At 40.3% G+C, this 22149-nt stretch carries 10 protein-coding genes and 1 tRNA gene; all 11 read left to right on the forward strand.

Going from position 1 to position 22149, the window contains the following annotated elements:
- The first annotated feature begins 1 nt into the window (after position 1).
- Positions 2–1639: a Hint domain-containing protein gene (locus JO178_RS15750; RefSeq protein ID WP_291937971.1), complete on the forward strand. Its 1638-nt coding sequence runs from the start codon at positions 2–4 to the stop codon at positions 1637–1639.
- Positions 1640–1644: 5 nt separating this feature from the next.
- Positions 1645–2082, forward strand: coding sequence for a hypothetical protein (locus JO178_RS15755; RefSeq protein ID WP_291937973.1), 438 nt, complete (start codon positions 1645–1647; stop codon positions 2080–2082).
- 306 nt (positions 2083–2388) lie between these two features.
- The gene (locus tag JO178_RS15760; protein ID WP_291937975.1) at positions 2389–2835 is read left to right on the forward strand and encodes an SMI1/KNR4 family protein; all 447 of its coding nucleotides are present in this window, start codon (positions 2389–2391) and stop codon (positions 2833–2835) included.
- Between the two features lie 225 nt (positions 2836–3060).
- Positions 3061–3504, forward strand: a complete 444-nt coding sequence (locus JO178_RS15765) for a hypothetical protein (RefSeq protein WP_291937977.1) — start codon at positions 3061–3063, stop codon at positions 3502–3504.
- Positions 3505–4224: 720 nt separating this feature from the next.
- Complete coding sequence (locus JO178_RS15770) at positions 4225–4608, forward strand: HNH endonuclease (protein WP_291937979.1); 384 nt, start codon at positions 4225–4227, stop codon at positions 4606–4608.
- A 15-nt stretch (positions 4609–4623) separates the two neighbouring features.
- Positions 4624–4770, forward strand: a complete 147-nt coding sequence (locus JO178_RS15775; protein WP_291937981.1) for a hypothetical protein — start codon at positions 4624–4626, stop codon at positions 4768–4770.
- Positions 4771–4793: 23 nt separating this feature from the next.
- A complete protein-coding gene (locus JO178_RS21535; RefSeq protein WP_365866966.1) occupies positions 4794–5039 on the forward strand; it encodes an SMI1/KNR4 family protein in 246 nt (81 codons plus the stop codon).
- Between the two features lie 147 nt (positions 5040–5186).
- Positions 5187–5576, forward strand: a complete 390-nt coding sequence (locus JO178_RS15780) for a hypothetical protein (RefSeq protein WP_291937983.1) — start codon at positions 5187–5189, stop codon at positions 5574–5576.
- Between the two features lie 241 nt (positions 5577–5817).
- Positions 5818–5890, forward strand: a tRNA-Lys gene (locus tag JO178_RS15785).
- A gap of 473 nt (positions 5891–6363) precedes the next feature.
- Positions 6364–13848, forward strand: a complete 7485-nt coding sequence (locus JO178_RS15790) for a SpvB/TcaC N-terminal domain-containing protein (protein ID WP_291937985.1) — start codon at positions 6364–6366, stop codon at positions 13846–13848.
- A 168-nt stretch (positions 13849–14016) separates the two neighbouring features.
- Positions 14017–22044 carry a neuraminidase-like domain-containing protein gene (locus tag JO178_RS15795; RefSeq protein ID WP_291938146.1) on the forward strand — a complete coding sequence of 2676 codons (8028 nt, stop codon included), beginning with the start codon at positions 14017–14019 and terminating at the stop codon, positions 22042–22044.
- Positions 22045–22149: the final 105 nt, after the last annotated feature.

Here is a 22149-nt window from a genome sequence, read left to right on the forward strand (position 1 = left end):
CATGGAAGATGAACAGTATCTTACCGAAAAACATTATCTGGTCTGCGACAAAGGAGTGGCTCCGAAACAAATGAAGGTCACCAGTCAGGATTTTGTAACCTTCAGTGGAGATAAAGCCGCTACAGAGCTGGATACCCTGAAAGGGAACAACTTCGTCTGCCTTGGCAGTGTGGCTTTTATGGCCGGAGCTGCCGCAGGAATCGCCGTGGGGATATGTGCCATGATCCCGGGACCTGGCTGGCTGGTTGCAGCCATTATCGCCGCTGCTATTTTGGCTGCGGTAGCTATCGGGCTGATCAAATGTAAAGCTGCCGCTTCCCAGAGAATCTGGACCAATACGTCCCAAAAATTCTCCATACAGGATCATAAAACGCTTACCCTTTCATCCATTATGGTTTGTCCGGCAGAAGGCGGAACCATTACCGCCAAAGAAACTGTTTGGGAAGCGTGGGGTAGTGCTGCCCTTACCAATCTGGGCCATGTCGCCAACTTTGCCTTTGGGTTTCTGGCCGGTCGCGGAGCAGTAGGTATGGTGAGTGGAGCTGCCGGAGCCACTGCAGCAGCGGGAGCCACAGGAATGCGACAGACTGCCGCAACTTTCGGCCGTGAATTTGCACGCCAGTTTGCCAATACGGCACGAAAAGAATTAATAGAGCAGTTTACCTTTAAAGGGTTTAAAAATGCATCGCTATTCTGTAAAACCATGCGCGGGCTTGGGATTGGCGGAGCCTATTACGACCAGTACAATATCTGGAGCAGTGATAAAGATGTTCTTGAAAAACTGAAAGACAGTGGCGTAAGCCTTGTATTGGGAATTTTTGCAGCAAAAGGAGCTACATTGGTTTGTTTTCCGGAAGGAACCAAAGTGCACACTCCGGAGGGACTGGCCAACATAGAAGACCTGTCAGAAGGCGACCTCGTTCTTACCTATAACGAACTTACCAAAGACCAGGAATATCAGCCTATCCTTACAAAGTACGAAAGATTTACCCAGCAAATGCTCTCTTTGGAGTTACCTACTGGAGAATTTGTACGTGTGACTCCTGAACACCGTTTTTTCTGTAATGATGAATGGATTGAAGCTGGTAACTTAAAAGCCGGAGATCTTCTACATTTAAAAGGTGGCGATTATACTACTGTTATTAGTGTAGAAACATTGCCACATTACGAAAAAGTTTATAATTTTGATATCCAGGCCAATGAAAATTATTATGTTACTGAGGATGGGATTCTGGTGCATAATGGTAGATATAGAGCAATAGATAAAGCACAGCAATATGAAGATGATATTCAAAATTTATATGGAGGAGCTGCAAATTTTAATTCAAGACAATATACTGCGATAGTTGATGGACAACTAGTAAATGGTGTTGCTGATAATGTTGCTGTTATTAATGGGAGAAATGTTGCTATTGAAGCTAAATTTGTAGAAGATTGGAACAAGTCTTTAAGAAATCCTCTGGATACTAAACCTTGGGCAATAGCTGAACAAAACAAAATGCTTGATCAAGCAAAAAAATACTCCAATGCTTTTGATGAAGTTATATATCACACAAATAGCCAAGAATTAGCGGATCATTATTCACAGGTTTTTAGCCAAAATGGTATTACTAATGTAAGATTTGAAATAACACCTTAATTATTATGAAAATAGAAAAAGTGCTTCTTCCAGGAAAAGAAGAATTTGATTTTAGAGAATACAGATACATTTATATCCAAAGTGGTAATGGAAAAATTACAAAAAATAATTTTGTTAATATAGTTTCTTCTGCTCATACACCTTTAATTCCTAAAAATGGCGGCGTTTTAAGTGAAAATTTTATTATAATTACTCCGGATAACAGACATTTTTATGGATTGTCTTATTCGAAAGATTTAGCCGGATGGAGGCAACAGATCGAAAAAGGCTCAGCAATACTTAATCTAAATATTGGAGAAATTAAAGATGGAAAATATTTTTCTGTACTTAATGGAGAAAAATATAAATTAGAAGATTGTCAGTTTGAACGTTATAATTTTTATGATGAAACAGGTAATTTAATACAACCTAATACTCCTATAGAAAAAGAGAAAATATTATAAAAAACAGACTCTCACAGACAGTATGTTTTTTTAACCCATTACAGTCATGGTATTCCTCAAACGGTAGTGAATATGCAGAAATATTGGATGCAGGAGATGAAAATTATGTTCCTGAAAATTCTTTTTTAAATATGGAAAAGACTGTAAATATTATCAATGAATTTTTTCAGAATCCTTTGCAAAAACCAAATATCGTAGAGTGGAATAATGCTGAAGATTTTGATGGGAATGAATAAAGAGTTGCGTTTAATGAAGCTTTTTTTATAAATCCTCGAGTTTGAATAAAATTATTGGAACCCTAAGACTATGAAAATTAAGGCATACCAAAATGGTGATTCAGAAAAAGTTAAACAACTTGAAAAAAACTTTAAGATAAAATTACCAGATGATTATCAAAAATTTCTTGTAGAATGTAATGGAGGACTCGTTGAGAATGCGTATCTGTACATTAAGGATTTAAATGAATACATGATAATGGGCAATTTTTTTGGAATTGAGATTGAAAAAGGATTTGCAGATATCGTAAAAATAAATGATGAGTATGATGATGATATTCCTGAAAAATCTTTACTCATTGGAAGTGACGCTGGTAGTGGTTTTTTATTGTTAGTTAATGATGGTGATAATAATGGGATCAGGTATTATGACCATACTTATTTTTTTGATGAATCTTCGGATGATTTAAATACGTATTACATCTGTGGAACCTTTACAGAGTTTTTGAAACTGCTTGAAATAACAAAACCAGACTAATATAAATATATTAATATTTTTAAGGCGGCTTTTGAGAATAAACTATGAGTGAAATTAAAATAACTTTTTTAGATAAGGTAAACAACGAAAACCTTAGTAAAAGTGATGTTGTAAACTTGTTTAAAAATCTAAATGATACAGATCTAGAGTATTCCAATACTTTAGAAAGGATAATAGAAAGCAATGTCAATCCAAAAAAAATAGATATAAATTTCTAATAATAACATGTCATACACCCAGGAAAACTTTCAAGACTGGATTTTTTTCATCGGAGAAAAGATGGATTCATTTACAGAAGACTTTGCAAAAAGAAATCATCTTAATCTGGATTATAGTATCAAATCACTGGATGATTTGGAACAATGGATTATCAATAACTGTCCATCGATCAATAATTTAAAAGAAGACCCTTCAATGTTAGACCTTCTTACCATTTACATCGGAGAGACGTTTAGAAAACATATTGGTGGTAAATGGGTGATGGATACTGAAGATCAGGATAATGCGTATTACATGATGCCTGTTCTTACAAGTCCTGATTATCAAGGTGAAGTATATAAAGCTCCACGAACTTTTGCAACAGCTTCTATTCCAAGGAAAAAAGGAAATTATATCAGTACTATTTTAAAGAATAATATGGAAGATATGGGAATTCCTATTAATGAATAAATTATTGAGGGATAGATCTTGTTTTATTTATGAGTGAAATTAAAATAACTTTTTTAGATAAGGTAAACAATGAAAACCTTAGTAAAAGTGATGTTGTAAACTTGTTTAAAAATCTAAATGATACAGATCTAGAGTATTCCAATACAGGATATTTTCAATTTGAAATTTCTGATGAAAGCAATATTATCTTGAAGTTTTCTGCTATAGATAAAGAAAATATTTCATTCTGATATGATGAAAACATTCCAAATATAAGAAACGGTCAGTCATGGTATTCCTCAAACGGTAGTGATGATTCAGAAATAGTGGATGCAGGAGATGAAAATTATGTTCCTGAAAATTCTTTTGTAAATATGGAAAAGACCGTAAATATTATCAATGAGTTTTTTGAAAATCCTAAACAAAAGCAAGTATTGTATTTTGGACAAATGCAGAGGGTTTTGACTGGGAATAAATTTTAATGTCATAAAAAATAAAAAGATCGTCTTATGACAATCTTTTTATTTTTTTAGTTAGTTATGTTGGGAGAAAAAGAAATTTTTAAAGTTGATGATTTCCCATTATCAAAAAAAATATCTAAACCACCAAAAGGTGGTTTTTTTAATGGTTTAATTTAACCGTAGTTAACAGTATCGAAACTTTGGCCTCCATTATGAAAAAGTTTATAATTTTGATATCCAGGCCAATGAAAATTATTATGTAACCGAAGATGGGATTCTGGTGCATAATGGGTATGCAAGTGCTGCTGAATTACAAAAAATAGAAGATAGAGGATTTTCAGGTGTTCAAGCAACTCCAAATGGAGGTCTAAATTATGCAAATAGTGATGCTCTTTATCCAGTGAAACCTGGGCAAAGAAATATAATTGAAATTGATTATTCAGGGGATTATACTACAGACTTTCAAAACGCAAGTATGGCTGCATTAGGTCAAAAAAGCACACCTAAGGGTTATGTATGGCATCATTTAGATGATTATAATGCTGGAACGAATAGAGGCACAATGCAATTGGTTAAACAGGAAGCACATAGTGGAGTTTCACATATGGGAGGTTGTAGCCAATATAAAGAGGCAACAGGTAATTCATATACATTTAAAACATAGTAAAAAATAAGTATTATGGAATTTGAACAAACAGAGCAACAACTTACTGGTTTAGATATTAAAAACTTTGAAGAAAGTTCAAAGATAATATTGCCAGAGGATTTCAAAAATCATTATCTTTTACATATTCATATGGCGGATATCCACCATATGAATATGTAAAAGGAATAAAAAATATTTTCACTATCAATGGTTTCAATCCAATAAAATACGGAAGATTACCAATAGAAAAAATTATTGAAGATTATAAATTAAGCGGAATTATTTTTGAAAAAAAAGTTCCTTTTGCATACGATAATGGTGGAAATGTTTTTTTTATATGTGAAGACGGGAAAATATATATTATCGAAGCTGAATTTTTAAATGATAAAAATTTCATTTTGGTTTCTGAATCGTTTACCGATTTTATAAATTCTTTTTATAATGAATAATTATTTAGAATATCAAAATAGTTTTGAAATTACACACATGGAAAATTTCTAGGTGTAATCCCGAACACAGGTTGATTATAAGATATCATTGATATGTATCATACACAGGAAAACTTTCAAGAGTGGATTTTTTTCATCGGAGAAAAGATGGATTCATTTACAGAAGACTTTGCAAAAAGAAATCATCTTAATCTGGATTATAGTATCAAATCACTGGATGATTTGGAACAATGGATTATCAATAACTATCTATCGATCAATAATTTAAAGGAATATCCTTCAATGTTAGACCTTCTTACCATTTATATTGGAGAGACGTTTAGAAAACATATTGGCGGTAAATGGGTGATGGATATTGAAGATCAGGATCATGCGTATTACATGATGCCTGTTCTTACAAGTCCTGATTATCAAGGTGAAATATATAAAGCTCCACGAACTTTTGCAACAGCTTCTATTCCAAGGAAAAAAGGAAATTATATCAGTACTGTTTTAAAGAATAATAGGGAAGATATGGGAATTGATCTTCGGGAATAAAGCTTTTGACTGACTCCGGTTTCTCCTTTTTTCCTAAATAATCCCTGAATAAATAACCCTTTGTGTTTTCGTAAAAAAAGCAAAAACGTAACCGGTTTATAAACAGGTGTTTGCCTGTTAAGGTGAAAAAAAACTTATAAAAAGAGGTGGGAAAACTTGGAATTAAAGAGGGAATTACTATCTTTGCAGTCCCTTAAACAAAGGGATTTACTTAAAAATGGCAACATGGATAAGTAAGGCCGACTCGGTAGCTCAGCTGGTAGAGCAATACACTTTTAATGTATGGGTCCTGGGTTCGAATCCCAGCCGGGTCACTTGATGGGACAAATCTAACTTTTTTAGATTTGTCCCATTTTTTTTGCTCTTTAATTTGTTGTTGGCCTACACGGATTCTTTTAATGTAAAGCTTCAATATCCAAAAAATGGAGTTGATAGTGAACCATGGATTATGCCCCAACCCCAACCCAATTCAGATACGAATGTTCCTTTATTGCCGAAAGTATCTATTGTTTTTCTATTTTAATTCTTAGTTGCTACAGAGATTTTTTCACAAATGAGTATTTATACTCAATTGTAAATTAGGTGTTTATACGCTATTTAATGCCTTTTTTTGTGCATACCTTGCAGTGGTATAATTGTTTATGAAATTATTTTGTTGGCAACCCTATCTACTGATCTAGTTGACTAGATTGCAAGGAAGAAAGTAAACTTTTTGTTTGGATTTTATTGGTTTTAAATCATTCTGCATTTAAAGATATTTTAATTGAAATCAGTCAAAATGATAGCTATGGAAAAAGTATCGATCTCTGGTGCTTCCCTGCCCGGTGGAGGAGGAGCAATAAAAGGAATAGGCGAAACATTTCAACCCAATTCATTTTCAGGAACTGCAGCCTATACAATCCCGGTTCCCATAACGACTGGCCGCGGCTTAGCGCCGTCCCTTTCGTTGGCCTACAATTCCGGATTGGGTAACAGTATCTTTGGTGTAGGCTGGGATGTCAAAATCCCGGAATTTACAATTCGAACCGAAAAGGGAATCCCCAAATATGACGGAACCGATATTTTTCTCTTTTCCGGAAAAGAACTGGTACCTAAAGAAAATACGACCCGTACCGAAACCGATCAACAAGGTGATATATGGAGTATTCGTATTTATTTTCCACGGGTCCAGGATGATTATTCCCGTATCGAATATCATAAAAACCAAAACACCGGTGAGAGCTTCTGGCGTACATTCGCAACTAATAATACGGTATCGGAATATGGATCGGTTCCCGAAGCGCGTGTTGCCGATCCCGATGATGCAGCCCGGATTTTTAGCTGGCAAATCGTTTCGATAACCGATCCCAAAGGAAATAAAGTTCAGTTTCGGTACCAACGGGAAAACGATCAGGAAACCGGAATTTTAAACCGGGGCGCCTTTACACGAAATTATATTGACCGTATTTTTTACGGCAATTATTACAATACTTCCAAAGAAGAAAAATTTGCCTTCGAAGTTATTTTTGACTACGGATCGCATGAACTGGATAATTTAACAACAACCGCGGCCGACCCCTATGCTGAGGTACGTTCGTGGGCATGCCGACCGGATCCGTTTTCTTCGTTTAGGAGTGGCTTCGAATTGCGCACTTATCGCAGGTGTCAAAATATACTGCTGTTTCATCATTTTGAAAACGAAAACCACGGAAATCCTTTTCTGGTAAACCGTTTGCAACTTGCCTATTATGATACAGCGGATTATAGCAAAGTACCGGATCAGACCGCAGTGATTTCCTGCCTGAAAAAGGTAACCATTACCGGATGTAGAATTCAAAGTGACGGCAGTTACGAATTATTAGCAAAACCTGATCTGGAGCTTACTTTTTCGATGTTTGATGTGGCACCAACTGCAACGTTTAGTACGTTAACTGTTGCAGATAATGGGACTATTCCCGGAAAACTCGATACAGGCGATTTCCTTCCGGTTGATTTAAATGGCGCCGGTTTACCGGGCATTTTATATACCCGCGATAGCGGATCCTTTTATTACAATCCGAAAGGAAGCGGCCATTATGCCGAACCGGAAACCGTACCGGATTTTGCCGTGGGAGATTCAGGTGTCATTGCCGATTTACAGGGTAATGGAATTAAAGACCTGATGCTAAGCAGTCCCCCCGGATATTATACCAATACCGGACAAGGCTGGGAACCGTTCCAACCGTTTGAACAATATCCAAGTGTATTGGCCGGAACGGAATCGGTGGATTTGAATGGGAATGGTAAATCGGATTTATTAGTGGCTTCGGACGATTATCTGACGGTTTATCCCGGATTGGGAAACTTTGGATATGGCGAGCCGCAACAAGTACCGGCGCCGGAAAATTTCCCGTTACAAAGTCAGAATTCCGGAAAAACATCGGTCTCTTTTGCCGATTTGTTTGGTGACGGATTACAGCATCGGGTTGCCGTGACAAACGGAACGGTTTATTGTTGGCCTAACTTAGGATACGGCCGGTTTGGACAACGTATCCAATTAATAAATGCGCCATATTTTGAAGCCGGTTTTGATGCTTCCCGATTCTATTTTGCCGATCTGAATGGAACCGGTACTATGGATATTGTATATGCATTAGACAATACGGTTCAGCTATTTCTCAATAAAAGCGGAAATAGTTTTTCGGACGCCATTACTATTACTTTGCCGGAATCGTTCGATCCGTTAGATAGCCTTCATTTTGCCGATATACTGGGAACCGGAACGAGCTGCCTGGTTTTTTCGAAACTAACCGATACGCCAAGGCATTATTACCTGAATTTTTCGGGAGTCGATCCGCAGGACATCGCTACGGTAACGCTAAAACCCTATTTGCTTACCGAAACCAATAATAATACCGGAAGCCGAACGGCTTTGCATTATTCCAGTTCGGTGCGCTTTTATCTGGAAGACGAACAAGCCGGAAAACCCTGGAAAACCCGTTTGTTTTTCCCGGTTCAGGTTATTGACCGCATTACGCAGACGGATGCTGTTTCGCAATCGTGCTACGTTCAGGAGTTTGGTTATCACGACGGATACTATGATCCTGTGGAAAGAAGTTTCTGCGGATTTGGTTTTGTAGAAACATGGGATACACAAACCTACGAAGCGTTTACCACGACCATCCAGAATCAGGAGTTCCCGGTAAACGAGATCAATAAAGAATTGTTCGTCCCTCCGGTATACATCAAAAAATGGTTTAATACCGGAGTGTTTGAAAGTTATGATGCATTACAGGAGCAATACCGGGCCGATTTCTTTAAGAGCGATACTAATGCCTACGATTTTCCGGACAATGTGTTTGCTGCCGATATTTATACCGCCAACGGCAAAACGTTTCGGGAAGCTTTTGTAGCCTTAAACGGAAGCAGTATCAGGACGGAAGTTTACGGATTAGATGATCAACCCGGATCGAGTGTGCCTTATGCGGTAGAACAAGCTAATTATGCCGTGGTTTTGATCCAGCCGGCATCCGATGAAGAGCATGCTGTTTTCCGCGTTGATCCACGGGAACATATTGCTTATCATTACGAACGTAACGCAAACGATCCGCGGGTAGAACAACAATTTACACTCGAAGTAGATCCTGAAAGCGGTACAGTAAAACGCTCCTGTACCGTTTATCTGCCGCGCCGTGTACCATCAACTAACGACGTTTCCTTATATCCAGAACAGCAACAACTTTTGGCGACTTTTACAACAACCGATGTGATCAATACCGACGAAAACGAAATATATTGGAAGGGAATCGTAGGCCAGGAGCAGGCGTTTCAATTGTCAGGCTTTACCCTGGAGGCGGGTAAAGAATACATGGATTTCGATTACTGTAATGACCTCATAGAAGAGGCGCTGCAAAATATCATTCCTTATGGAATATCATCCGGAGAAACGGTCGCGGCCCTGCAGTTTTCCTGGACCCGCAATTATTTCTGGAATGAAACTCAAGATAATTTTTTACCATTACTTACAATTGCCTCACGGGGATTACAGGCGTATACCGCCACAGCACAGTTTACCCAAAATTATATCGATTCGGCCTATAAAGGGAAATTAACAAACGATGTTGTTACCAATGCCGGATTTATTTTCGATAAAGAAACGGGCTACTGGTGGAACAAGGGAACGGTACAAACTTATTTTAAAGCCGATACACCGGAGTTGTTTTTCTTGCCTGATGAAGTGATCAATCCTTTTGTTGCGGCCGATTCAGAATTGTCGGTTTGCGGGAAGATGGGCTACGATGCACCGTATAACATTCAGGTGGTGGAATTAATAGAATATATTGATCCCGATAAAGACATCAAAAACACACAACTACTTACCCTGGATTATCATACCTGTACACCCAAACAGTTGGTGGATATTAATGGTAATGTGTCGCAGGTACTTTACGATCCGTTAGGACAGGTGCGTGTGTCATCTCTATTCGGAATTAAAAATGGAGATTTGGAAGGAAGTATGCTCCTGTATCCATATGGTGGTTTTCCGGCAGCATATCAAACGCGAACAACAGCACCGGATGGAACACCGATCACGATACAATCGGTTTTAGACCAACAGGACTACTATATGCAAGGTGCTTTGACGTACTTTTTCTATGACGAGTATAACTGGACCGATCGTAAACAACCGTTGGCAGCTATATCTTTATCGGCAACCAATTTTGTTCATAAAGGCGCCGGAAATTCTGAGTGCCGCATCCGGATTGAGTTTTCAGATGGTTTGGGCCGGATTATCGAACAAAAAGAATTAGTGGATCAGGGATTGGCTTATGTCGACAATAAACTGACGGAGGCCGAAGAACGCTGGAATACGTCCGGACGCACCGTATACAATAACAAAGGACTGGTAGCACAACAATACCTGCCTTTTTTTAGTGCAATATCCGATTACGAAAATCAGCAGACATTAATTGATGAAGGGAATATGCCGCCCCCTTCGGTAATGCATTATGACCCTCTCGGCAGGTTAATCCGTACCGACGATCCGAAAGGGTTCTTTTCACAAATCACTTTTACCGCCTGGGAACAAAAAACTTACGATGCAAACGATACGGTATTGGATTCGGATTACTATAAAACGTTTATGGCTAATTATCCTGCCAATCCCACTCAGGAGCAGCAGGATGAAAAAAATGCTTTAGATAAGGCGGCAAAATGTTATAATACACCCACAACCGAGGTTTTCGACAATACCGGAACGCAGTTTTTGCTTCAGACAAACAATCTGGGAAAAGTTACTGCGGCTACATTCGACGCTATTGCTAACGGATCCGGCAGTACGGGTGCCGAAATTTTACAGGCTTTGGTGACCGCCGGTTATATTACTGCCGAAGGATGGCTTACCCCGATTTTTACGCCGTATCAACCCGGATTTGAATTGCAGCTGGCTCCGAAATTTGACGGTATAAAAGAACAGATAACCCTAATCTTGTTGCAAGGCGTATTAACATCTTATTCGGAAACCGACATACAAAGCCGGGTGCTGCTGCAAATAGATCCACGTTTGTATTACACGAATGCCACTACGGGTACCGGTTATATTAATCAGCGCAATACCTATCAGATGAACGAAACGAGTGCGCTGATCACCGAAAGTGCAGATGCCGGAATGGAGTTTCATTTTAACAATATCATGGGGTTGTTATGTTGGTCATGGACACCAAGAATGTATAACCAGCGCATTACTTACGATCGTTTACAACGCCAGAAAACGCTACGGGTTAGGCGATATGTTGATGGCGATCCGATTGTTCCGGTCGATCAATATCCTTTAGTAGAGGTATGTACTTATGGCGAAGAAATTCAGGATGCCGCTTCGTTGAACCTCCGGGGAAAATTGTACGAACAAAAAGATTTATCAGGAATTGTAACGTTTAACAGGTATGCACTTACCGGACAATCGATTTCGAAAAGCCGCCAGATGACTACCGTTTACAAAGATGCCATCGATTGGAACGATCCGGCAAAGGTTCCGTTAGATCCAAACACTTTATCACTTGAACAAATCTATAATGCTGTAGGCGATTTACTAACCGAAACAACTGCCGACGGTACTGTAACACAACGCAGTTATTCAAAATCGGGCTTATTGGCAACAATCGATCTGAAATTACCGGACGGAAAATCAAAACCGGTTATCCTCCGAATTGAATATAACGCTTCAAATCAACGAAACCGGATTGTTTTTGCCAACAATTCATCGACGGTTTGTACTTACGAAGCGACCACACAGCGATTGATTACCCTTAAAAATACCCGATTGGTAACGTCGGGCGAAAATCCAATGTTGCAAAACATAACCTATGTATACGATCCGGTGGGTAATATTATAAGATTACGGGATTTAAGTAGGGATACCATTTTTTATAACAATCAGAAGGTGGTGCCGCTATCGGATTATACCTACGATATTTTATACCGTTTGTTGGCGGCAAACGGCTATCAGCATCCCGGAATATTAGCCAACACCTATCAGAATAATGTGGTGAACAACGATTTTAAACAAAGTAAATTTTCGGTTGCACCCTCTGATTATGACAAACTGGAAAACTATCGTGAAAGCTATACCTACGATAATTCCGGAAACCTAACTCAGTTACAACATAGCGCCAAATCGGCCTCGTGGACCCGCGATTTACCGGTTGAGGTGAATTCCAATCGTTTAACCGGTATTACGTACGACGACTCCGGGAATTTGCGTCAGGTTATGATCAATAAACCCGTGGCGCTGGATTATAACTGTTGCGAAAATCTGGTGCGCGCCGCTATTATTACCCGCCCGGAAGAAGAGGATGATGCCGATTATTATGTATACGACAGTGCAGAACAACGCACCCGAAAAGTGAGCGAAAGAATGGCAAACGGCGGTACCGTAAATTTGATGGAAAGTACGGTGTACTTTGGCAACTACGTCTTAAAACAACAGCAAACGGTTACCGATAATACAACGACCACCACCTTAGAACGCGAAACCTTACGCATTATGGATGGTGAAACCTGTTTATTGATTATGCATTACTGGAAGCTCGATGACAATAAAAAGGAAAAGCAAACCGGCGACCGCTCATTCCGATGGCAGCTTTGTACCAAACTGGATTCTGTGGCGGTTGAAGTCGACGATCAGGCGCTGCTGATTAGTTACGAAGAATATTTCCCATATGGCGGAACGTCTATTATTGCAGGTCCGAATCAGCAGGAAGTGAGGCTTAAAAATTACCGGTATTCCGGAAAAGAACGGGATGATACTACCGGATTATATTACTACGGGCACCGCTACTATGTTCCCTGGCTGATGCGCTGGAATAAACCCGATCCGGCCGGTGGCGTCGATGGACTCAATTTATATGCTTTTTGTATCGGTAATCCGGTTAGCATGAAAGATGCCGATGGACTAAGTGCGAGAGGTAAGGGAGAAGCCGCAAAAAAAATAAAAAGAAAAAAGGCTCCTGTATCAAGCGACACCTCGGGAACCGATGCAGATGATGAATCGGATGGTGAAAAGTCACCTAAAAAAGCCAAATTACTGAATGTCTCCAAAAAGATTCGTAAAGAAAAAAGTAAAATGCTGAAAGAAGAAATAGCTTCCCAGCATGGGAGCAAAATGAAATTAGCCAAACGTGTCCATCAGTCCAAGTTATATACCGGAGTAACCGAGGAGATTGTGGCTCCTAATAAAGGCATGAGTCCCGAACGATTACTCGTTCGCCATTTATCGACGGCTCTGTTGGCTCAGAACGAGGAGTTTACCGAAGTACAGGCAGCAATCAATCATACTGAAAAAACGATTTATGTAGCCAGTAACAAAAAGCAAAATGAACTCAGTGCATTATTGTCAGATACCCTTAAAAATTTTACCGTTCCGGATAAAAAAAACTATTCAGGACGTGTAGCCCGGCATCTGGGTAAACTGGAAACCGAGATCAGCGGAGCGTATCAAGATTATAAACTGGAATTTGTTAAAGGACACGAAGAGCAACATGCCGAAACCAAAATTGTGGAAGCCGGAAAACAATTCAATTATATCGGCGGTACACGCCGACCTTGTCTGGCTTGTAGCTTGTTTTTCCAAATTCATAGTATTGCTACCACATCCTATGGTCAGCACCCTGGTGGTTATTGGGATTCTGTAGCGGCACTTCTTTCATTGAGTCCTTATCAGGAACACCTCAGTATGACAACCTATGCAGGGATATTTTATAAAAATTTCGGAGTATCGGCCAGTCATGTACACGATTACGATACCGATAGTGAATAATGATATTAAAAAACAGTAAAACTACTATTCATGGAAACAAAACAACTGATTCATAACTTTTATGAAGCAAATCCGGACGTAGATTTGCTAACGACCAATTTTCACCTGGAAGATACCTTAGCCTCTATAAAGCTACCCAAAACCAAGGCGCGTGCCGCCGCAACCAACATGGTGGAACAGCTCAAACAAGTGGCTCGGGTGGTACGGTTACATCCGGAAGCACAAACGGGCAAAAAACTAACGGCTGATGCGATTGGTATTCTATACGAGAAATTCGATGGATTAAACTCTGCTCACGACATTACCCGACAAAGCGGAGAAGTGTTTGTAAAACAATATACCGATGCTTTTGGCAGCCCCAAAGTAGCATCAGAGGTATACAAGAGAGCGACGGAAGTAACCAATAATGTGGCGAATCTTACCAATGCAATTTTAAATATGTCGACGCCGCTTTCTAAAGCGATATCGACTTCATCTGTCAGTGAAGAGGTAACCGAGTATTTTACTGGATTGGTAGGCTATCAGGAACTGTTTGGAAGTCTCAATTATTGCGATTGCCCGGAATGTAAATCGGTACTGGGACCAGCAGCCTATTTTGTTGATCTGATGCGTATTGTACAAAAATATATTACCGAGCCCAATACCGCTACCATACCACATGCAAGTACATTGGCTGTAAGACGTCCCGATTTGGGAACGATACCGCTAACCTGCGAAAAAACAAATACAATCGTCCCGTATTTACAAATCATCATTGAACGTTTGGAACAAAGTCTGTCGACCAGTTGGAAAATTGCGAGTACGACCGATTTGTACAAGCAACTTGCCGCAACGTATTATCCGTTTAACTTACCATTCCTGCAACCGTTAAGCAGCATACGGATTTATCTTGAGGAACTAAAAACAACACTGGCCGAGGTATTTGCCTGCCAACAGCTAACCGGCCCGCAATTGGCTGCCGAACAATTGCAAACAACCCTCGAAGGTTGGAATTTACTTAAAACGGCAACGGTAGATACCGCGAAATTACAAACCTATTTTGGGGTGGCGAAACTGGACGATCTGAATAGTTTTAAAGTCTTTTCTAAACAAACCGATTTACTGGTAACGCAAGTCCAGGATTTACTATACCAAAATTTATCCGGGACCGAAATTACAGCCGGGCTGAATGCCCAGTTCTTTATCAATAAGGGGTTAACCAAACCGGTTGTAGTTGGGAATACCGATTCGGTAAATACCATCGATAACCTGACGCCGGCGGCTCTGGATCAGATGAATCGCTATTTACGCCTTACGTTACTTAGCGAATGGTCGTTTGATGATCTGGACTGGGCTTTACATGCTTTGAATAACGGAACACCGGAAATTAATGAAAACATATTACAACTGGTACCAAAATTACAACAACTGGTTACCCGAATGAATAGCGATGTCGCTACGGTAAGTACCTATTTGTTTGATTTGAAAACTTACGGAATGGGGAACGATCCGGCACAGTCGGCAGCACCGTTTGATGTTGTATTTAATACCGGACAAACCACTTTATACCACCCTAAAAATAGCGCAACGGTAGCCTATCCGCTTAATAAAACCTATCTGGATACGCCGCTAAGTTGGGAATATGCTTCCAATAGCGGAAACAACCCGGCCAATGCGGTTCGTGTCGCTTCGGCTTTGGGCGTTTCGCAAAACGATTTGCAGTTGCTGGTTTCGGCTTTATATACGAGTACACCAACCATTGTGTTAAATGTACCTGCCATTTCGGCCTTGTCGCGCCATGTACGCCTGGCAGGATATTTTAAATTAAGCATCAAAGATTATCTGAGCTTTTTGAGTGTATCCGGAAAAGTACAACTGGTTTTTACAATTGATGAGTTGACGGCACTCATTGACTACAAAGAAACACTGGCTACAGTGACCCGATTAACGTTAGAGGATCTCAATTATACGGTAAATGCGGTTGTATCGCCAACCGTTAACATTTTATACTATCCCGATAAAAGTGAAGCATGGCTTAAAACACTGCCGATACTTATTCCGGCATCCGATTCTGAAGACGATCAATTGATCAAACTTTACGGACAGGTCGGCGCGTTCTTCGATATTCCGTCGTCATTGGCGCAATCGATTTTGACACTTACTGTTACCAATCCACTTTCGGTATTCCTGAATCCCGATACGACCAACGCTATAAAAACATTAAGTCTAATTTCACGTTGGTTGGTATGGGTACAAAAAACGGGAGTCAGTCAGGATTTACTCGATAACATTGCTGTCAGTAAAGCGGCTTATGGCATTACCGATACCACAAAACTAACGTTTGCAAATAGCATTGTATTACTTCAGTTCCAGTTTTTTACCGGTATTTATAATGATGTAAACAATCGGTTTTCAGACTATATGACGGCGATTACCGGTAATAAAAATGATGTTGCCGCAGCCATTTTGTCGGAAGCAACCGGATGGGATAAATCGATAATCACAGCATTATATGCTTTAAAATATACCAATCAGGTCGACCGCCTGTACAGCATGCAGGCCGTTATTACGTTGCTTAATAAAACAGGTTTAAATCTGGATGCTTTCCAGGGGCTACTTAGCCTGGCCGGAAAAGGTGTTGCCGACTGGGATACATTGGTAGCAGAGGAAAACAAATTATTAACCGCAATTCAGGCACGATATAATGTAGGAAGCGACTGGAATCAGCTGGCCGTACAAATTGGCGGTAAAACCGCATCGGCCCAAAGAGACGCTCTGATTGGAGCGACTATCTTTGCCCTGCGCTCAGCCGATGCCACTGCCTACATCCAGAATACACGCGATTTACACGACTATTTGCTTATTGATGTGGATATGTCGGATGTAGCACAAATTTCCTATATCAAAGAAGCGCTTAATGCGATTCAGTTGTATATGAACCGCTGTCGTTCGAAACTGGAAGCCGGTGTGGTACTTTTACCGATCCCTGAAGTTTGGTGGGAATGGATGATGAATTATCGGATATGGGAAGCCAACCGCGAAATTTTCCTCTATCCTGAAAATTATCTCGATCCGGCTTTCCGTAGCTCCAAAACCGATTTGTTTAAACAACTGGAAAATGACCTGAAACAAAACGACATTACCGAAGGCAATGTAACATCGGCCTATATGAAATACCTGGAAGGCTTTGCAGAACTGGCAAAACTGGTGTATGTAGATGCCTATTATTGTAGAGTTTCCGACGATACCCGCGATAATCAGCCGACTTTGTTTCTGTTTGCACGCACCGCTACCAATCCGTATACCTATTACTATATCACAAGGGAAAGCGAAGGTACCTGGTCGCAATGGATTAAAATTGATCTGGCCATTAATGCCGTACAAATTACACCGGTTTATGCCTTTAATAAGTTGTTCCTGTTTTGGGTAGAACAAAGTGTCGCGATCGATAAAACACCGAATACCACTACAGAAAACATTGTGAAGGCCTCGATAAACTATACGTTTTATAATTTCCAGAATCAATGGGTACCGGCGCAATCACTGGTAAAAGACTATATTATCGATGTTAGTCCAAGTGCCTATAGAACTGCGAACAATAAACTTTTTCCAGACAATTTCTTCGACCCCAATAGTCTTTGGTGGAATAAAGTATATCCGCTCAAAATACAACAGGATAGTTTCTGGGAAATTACCAATGGCGGCAATCGATTTGAACAATTAGTGATTGCCTTTGGTCCAATGATTGATACTACGGTGCAATATCCGCAACCTGCCAATAATCCACCGAATGCCTCCAATCCGGCGGTTCAGATTTTTGAAAATCAATTGTTTGAAACAGGACAAAACTATAATTATGTCTATAACCTGGGTTATAAAGGGCAGTTGCCGTTGTTTAAGCCGATTGTTTTAAACGATAGCCTGGATATCAGTTATTTGGTAAACCCCGACGAAATCCTGTTTTTCGAAAAAGACAGCGATAAGAGTAACGATCTGTTTACTCCGCAAATCGACGCGACATCGGGACAAATGAACCTGATTAGTACTTCCCGTACGATTTACGATAATGATATTGCGGGACAGATTATTACTCCGGCCATTCCAACACCACAAACTTCCTTAACGGACAGTTCTTTTATTTCGAACGATGCCGGTATTAATGCGGCAGGTTCCAAAACGGTTTATAATACGTTGGTAGACTATGGTTATATCGATAGTAGCGGTATGCTGGGACGTTCTGATTATGCGGAAATGCGCACCGACGTGATGAGCATTTTTGAAGGCGATCCTGGTCAGCTTAAAAAGACGCAGTTTGTAATGGGAGTCGTAAACAAGGCCAGTGGTTCCCGCTGGTTATCCCAAAACGTTCGGAATAAAAATTACGGATTGTTTACGATTAAAAACGCCGTAGGAACCTTTGTTTTTTATGGCGACAAAGAAGCGTTTTTAATGGAAGATCCGGATAAAGATCCGGTATTTATTTCCGATTTGTTGTTTAATGCCGACACCATGTTTTTGGAATCGTCGTTCCTTTCGTCGGGCGCAGGTATCGATGCCACCGGATCCAGCCAGATTTATAATAATCTGATTGATTACGGGTATTTTACAGCCGACGGACAACTGGAACGCGGTACAACAATTGACGACTTGACTAAGGCGCTCAATGAGATGCTGGAAGGACAGCCGGATAAAAACGATAAGGTCGATTCGGTTCTGGATATATTAACCAATCAACCGCTGTTTTATAATTCTGATTTTATCTCTGACAGTGCCGGGATTAATGCCAATGGTTCTAAAAATATTTTTGATCAGCTTATGCAGGCCGGCTATCTGGATAAAAACGGCCGTTTAATGACGGATATTGATTTTAACGAGTTAACTGGTGTGCTTTATGATATTCTGGAAGGGCAACCGGATATTGATAAAAAAGTACGTTTTGTGGTACAGGTGTTATATCAGGCAGAATACCCGTCGTCTATCGGATTCTTCCGAAGTTTGAACACCACTCCTTATGCGTGCGAATATAATTTTAAAGCGATACGTCTTACCACAGGAGCAATTCATAACCTTAGTGCCCGTATCTTTTCCGGTGGTGTCGACAAACTGTTGTCGCTCGAAAGTCAATTGATCCCGGTGGATCCGGAATTGCCTTTTAACAGATTTGGTTTTGAAGAACCGTATGTTATCGCTCCTGAAGCTCCCGATGGCGGACAGGTCGATTTTAACGGGGCGTATGAATTGTATTATTGGGAATTGTTTTTCCATGCGCCCATGTATATTGCCAATTTACTAAAGACAAATCAGGTATTTGATCAGGCCGAAAAATGGTACAAATATATGTACGATCCAACGGCGGCTCCGTATCTGGTAGAGGCAGATTCTTTTGAGTGTGCCACGATAGGAGTTACCGATTCGAGCCGTATTTACCGCGTTTTACTGGACAACAAATGGATTGATAGCGAAGGCTATGTGAGCAGTAAATTTACAGCCAAAACAAATCTGAATTCGATTCTTTCTTTCCTTCAGCCGGTACAAATTCAATCGGTAAAAAATGTATTGCTCAACCATCAGGTAGCGCGTGATATTTGCCGCGTATGGCAGTTTAATCCTTTCCGGAACCATACGGTAGCTTCGTTGCTCGAAAACATTACGAACGCCAAACAAATTGCAGCTTACAATCAGTATCCGTTCGATCCGCATGCTATTGCCCGTTTGCGTATTGGCGCCTACGAAAAAGCGATGGTAATGCAATATATCGATAACCTGATTAAATGGGGCGACTGGTATTTTTCGCAGTACACCTGGGAGAGTAATACCACGGCGAATATGTTGTACATCTACGCTTATAGTTTACTGGGGCCAAAACCGGAGGACCTTGGACCATGTCAGGCCGAGGATCCTGCGAATTTTAACGACATTGTAGCCCAATATGGCGACAATATACCGCAGTTTAAAATTACCCTCGAAGATCATGTTGGAAGTGGTTCCAGCGGATTAAATTTCCAACCGTATAACGATATTGATGCCTATTTCTGTGTACCCGAAAACGACAAACTCGAACAATACTGGGACACGGTTATCGATCGACTTTATAAAATAAACAATAGCTTAAATATTAATGGGATACCGCAACCATTGCAATTATTCGAACCGCCTATCGATCCTGGTTTATTGGCACGTGCTGCGGCAAGCGGTGGTAATCCGTTAAGTATTATGACGCAGAATGCGGCTATTCCGGCTTATCGCTTTGAGTATCTTATCGATCGGGTAAAAAATATCGCTGCTACATTAAGTCAGTTGGGATCCGGTTTATTAAACGCACTGGAACGTAAAGACGATTCGGCACTGGCCAAATTACAGGCCACACAGCAAAATGTGCTGCTTAATCTTAACACAATGATTAAAGAACAGGAGATCGAAGAGGCCAAACAAAACATTGCCGGTTTGCAACAAAATCTGTTAAGTGCTCAAAATCGTGAACAGTTTTACCAACAGCAGTACGACGAAAACCTGAGTGCTCTGGAAATCGCCAGCCTGTCGTTACAAGGCGCGGCCATTTATCCGGAATCGGTTTCAATTGGAATTAACGGAATTTCAGTTGCCGGTTATCTGGCGCCGAATATCTTTGGTTTTGCCGATGGAGGGATGAAGTTTGGAGATGCCATTACTGCGGGCGCTCAGATGGCACAAACGACTTCGTCTATTTTAAACCAGAGTGCCGGAATTATTGCGACGACTGCTCAGTATAACAGACGACGTGACGACTGGAAGTTGCAACAGCAAACGGCGGCTTATGATGCGGCTCAAATTCAGGATCAGATTAATTCGGCTAATGCGCAATTACTGATCAACCAGCAAAACCTGGTGATTCATAAAAAAACAATTGATCAGGAGAATGCCTACGAACAATTCCTGACTACCCGTTTTACGAATATGGATTTCTATTCGTGGATGATCAGCCGATTATCGACCATTTATTTCCAATCGTATCAGCTTACGCTGGGAATGGCGCTGGTAGCACAATCAGCTTATCAGAATGAGATGAACAGTACCGAACAGTTTATTCAGTTCGATTACTGGGATACGCTTCACAAAGGATTATTGTCGGGCGAAGCTTTATTATTATCGTTACAACAAATGGAACGCAGTTATGTGCTGAAAAACACGCGTACTTTCGAAATTGAAAAGACAATTTCCTTGCTGCAACTGGATCCGTTACAGTTTATGGAATTTAAAACAGGACTTCACTCGGGAGTAAAAGGAACGCTTCGTTTTAAACTTTCGGAACAGTTGTTCGATTTTGATTTCCCAGGGCAGTATCTGCGTAAAATCAAAACGATTTCGGTGTCGATTCCTGCCGTGGTAGGGCCTTACCAGAATATTAATGCGGTATTGCGGCAAACCAAAAATTATACCGTGATGGAACCTAAAATCAATGCAGTTAAATATGTTATGGATCCGGTTAATAATCCCGATCCGGGTAATGTACGCGTAGACTGGATTCCCAACCAGAAAATCGCACTTTCCAAAGGTATGGACGATAATGGTTTGTTTGTGCTCAATTTTAACGATAGCATGTACCTGCCGTTTGAAGGAACCGGTGCTGTTTCGGAATGGGAATTAAACCTGCCGCCGGAAACCAATCATTTCGATTTTAATTCAATATCAGACATTATCGTAAAAATCAGCTATACGGCTTACGAAGATATGGGGCAGTTTGCCACCGATGTAAAAAATCAGTTGCAATCCCAGAATCCACCGTATCCGTATCAGGTAGCCAAGCAAATTGTATTGCAACAGGCTTTTAGTGCTAACTGGTATCAGTTTATGCATCCGCAGCCGAATCCGGTAACGCAATCAATGGTGTTTAGTTTAACCGATGCTATTGTGCTGCCAAACCTTAAAAAGGTAGCATTACAATCGGTAACAGTGGTGGTGCAAACTCAAAATAACACAACGGTTTCCGATAAACAAGCGGGTAGCTTCTTAACCTTAAAACAAACGGGTAAAAGCGATCTGAGTATTCCGATAATGAATAATGTAGGAACGGTTGCTCTTAGCGGGCCTTTTGAGGCAGAAACGGCAGAACTTCTATTTACGATCGCCAGTACACCGGATGAATTGCTTACGGCTGATAAGAAACAACTGGATCCGAACAGATTAAGCGGACTGCTCATTATTATTAACTATACGTCCAACGTATTTGCAAAACAATAAAATTCATCATCAAATAAATATTAACCTTTAAACTTTAAATTATGGCATGGGAAGAATGCGTAACATCAATTAGGGCGAACCTTGACCCTAACGCAAAAGAAGTAA

The organism is Chryseobacterium sp. (assembly GCF_019236175.1).
GTDB lineage: Bacteria > Bacteroidota > Bacteroidia > Flavobacteriales > Weeksellaceae > Chryseobacterium.

What these genes read in the sequence shown, in the direction of transcription:
- JO178_RS15750 (WP_291937971.1), top strand. Translation starts at nt 2, where the DNA reads ATGGAAGATGAACAGTATCTTACCGAAAAACATTATCTGGTCTGCGAC.
- JO178_RS15755 (WP_291937973.1), top strand. Translation starts at nt 1,645, where the DNA reads ATGAAAATAGAAAAAGTGCTTCTTCCAGGAAAAGAAGAATTTGATTTT.
- JO178_RS15760 (WP_291937975.1), top strand. Translation starts at nt 2,389, where the DNA reads ATGAAAATTAAGGCATACCAAAATGGTGATTCAGAAAAAGTTAAACAA.
- JO178_RS15765 (WP_291937977.1), top strand. Translation starts at nt 3,061, where the DNA reads ATGTCATACACCCAGGAAAACTTTCAAGACTGGATTTTTTTCATCGGA.
- JO178_RS15775 (WP_291937981.1), top strand. Translation starts at nt 4,624, where the DNA reads ATGGAATTTGAACAAACAGAGCAACAACTTACTGGTTTAGATATTAAA.
- JO178_RS15780 (WP_291937983.1), top strand. Translation starts at nt 5,187, where the DNA reads ATGGATTCATTTACAGAAGACTTTGCAAAAAGAAATCATCTTAATCTG.
- JO178_RS15790 (WP_291937985.1), top strand. Translation starts at nt 6,364, where the DNA reads ATGGAAAAAGTATCGATCTCTGGTGCTTCCCTGCCCGGTGGAGGAGGA.
- JO178_RS15795 (WP_291938146.1), top strand. Translation starts at nt 14,017, where the DNA reads ATGGTGGAACAGCTCAAACAAGTGGCTCGGGTGGTACGGTTACATCCG.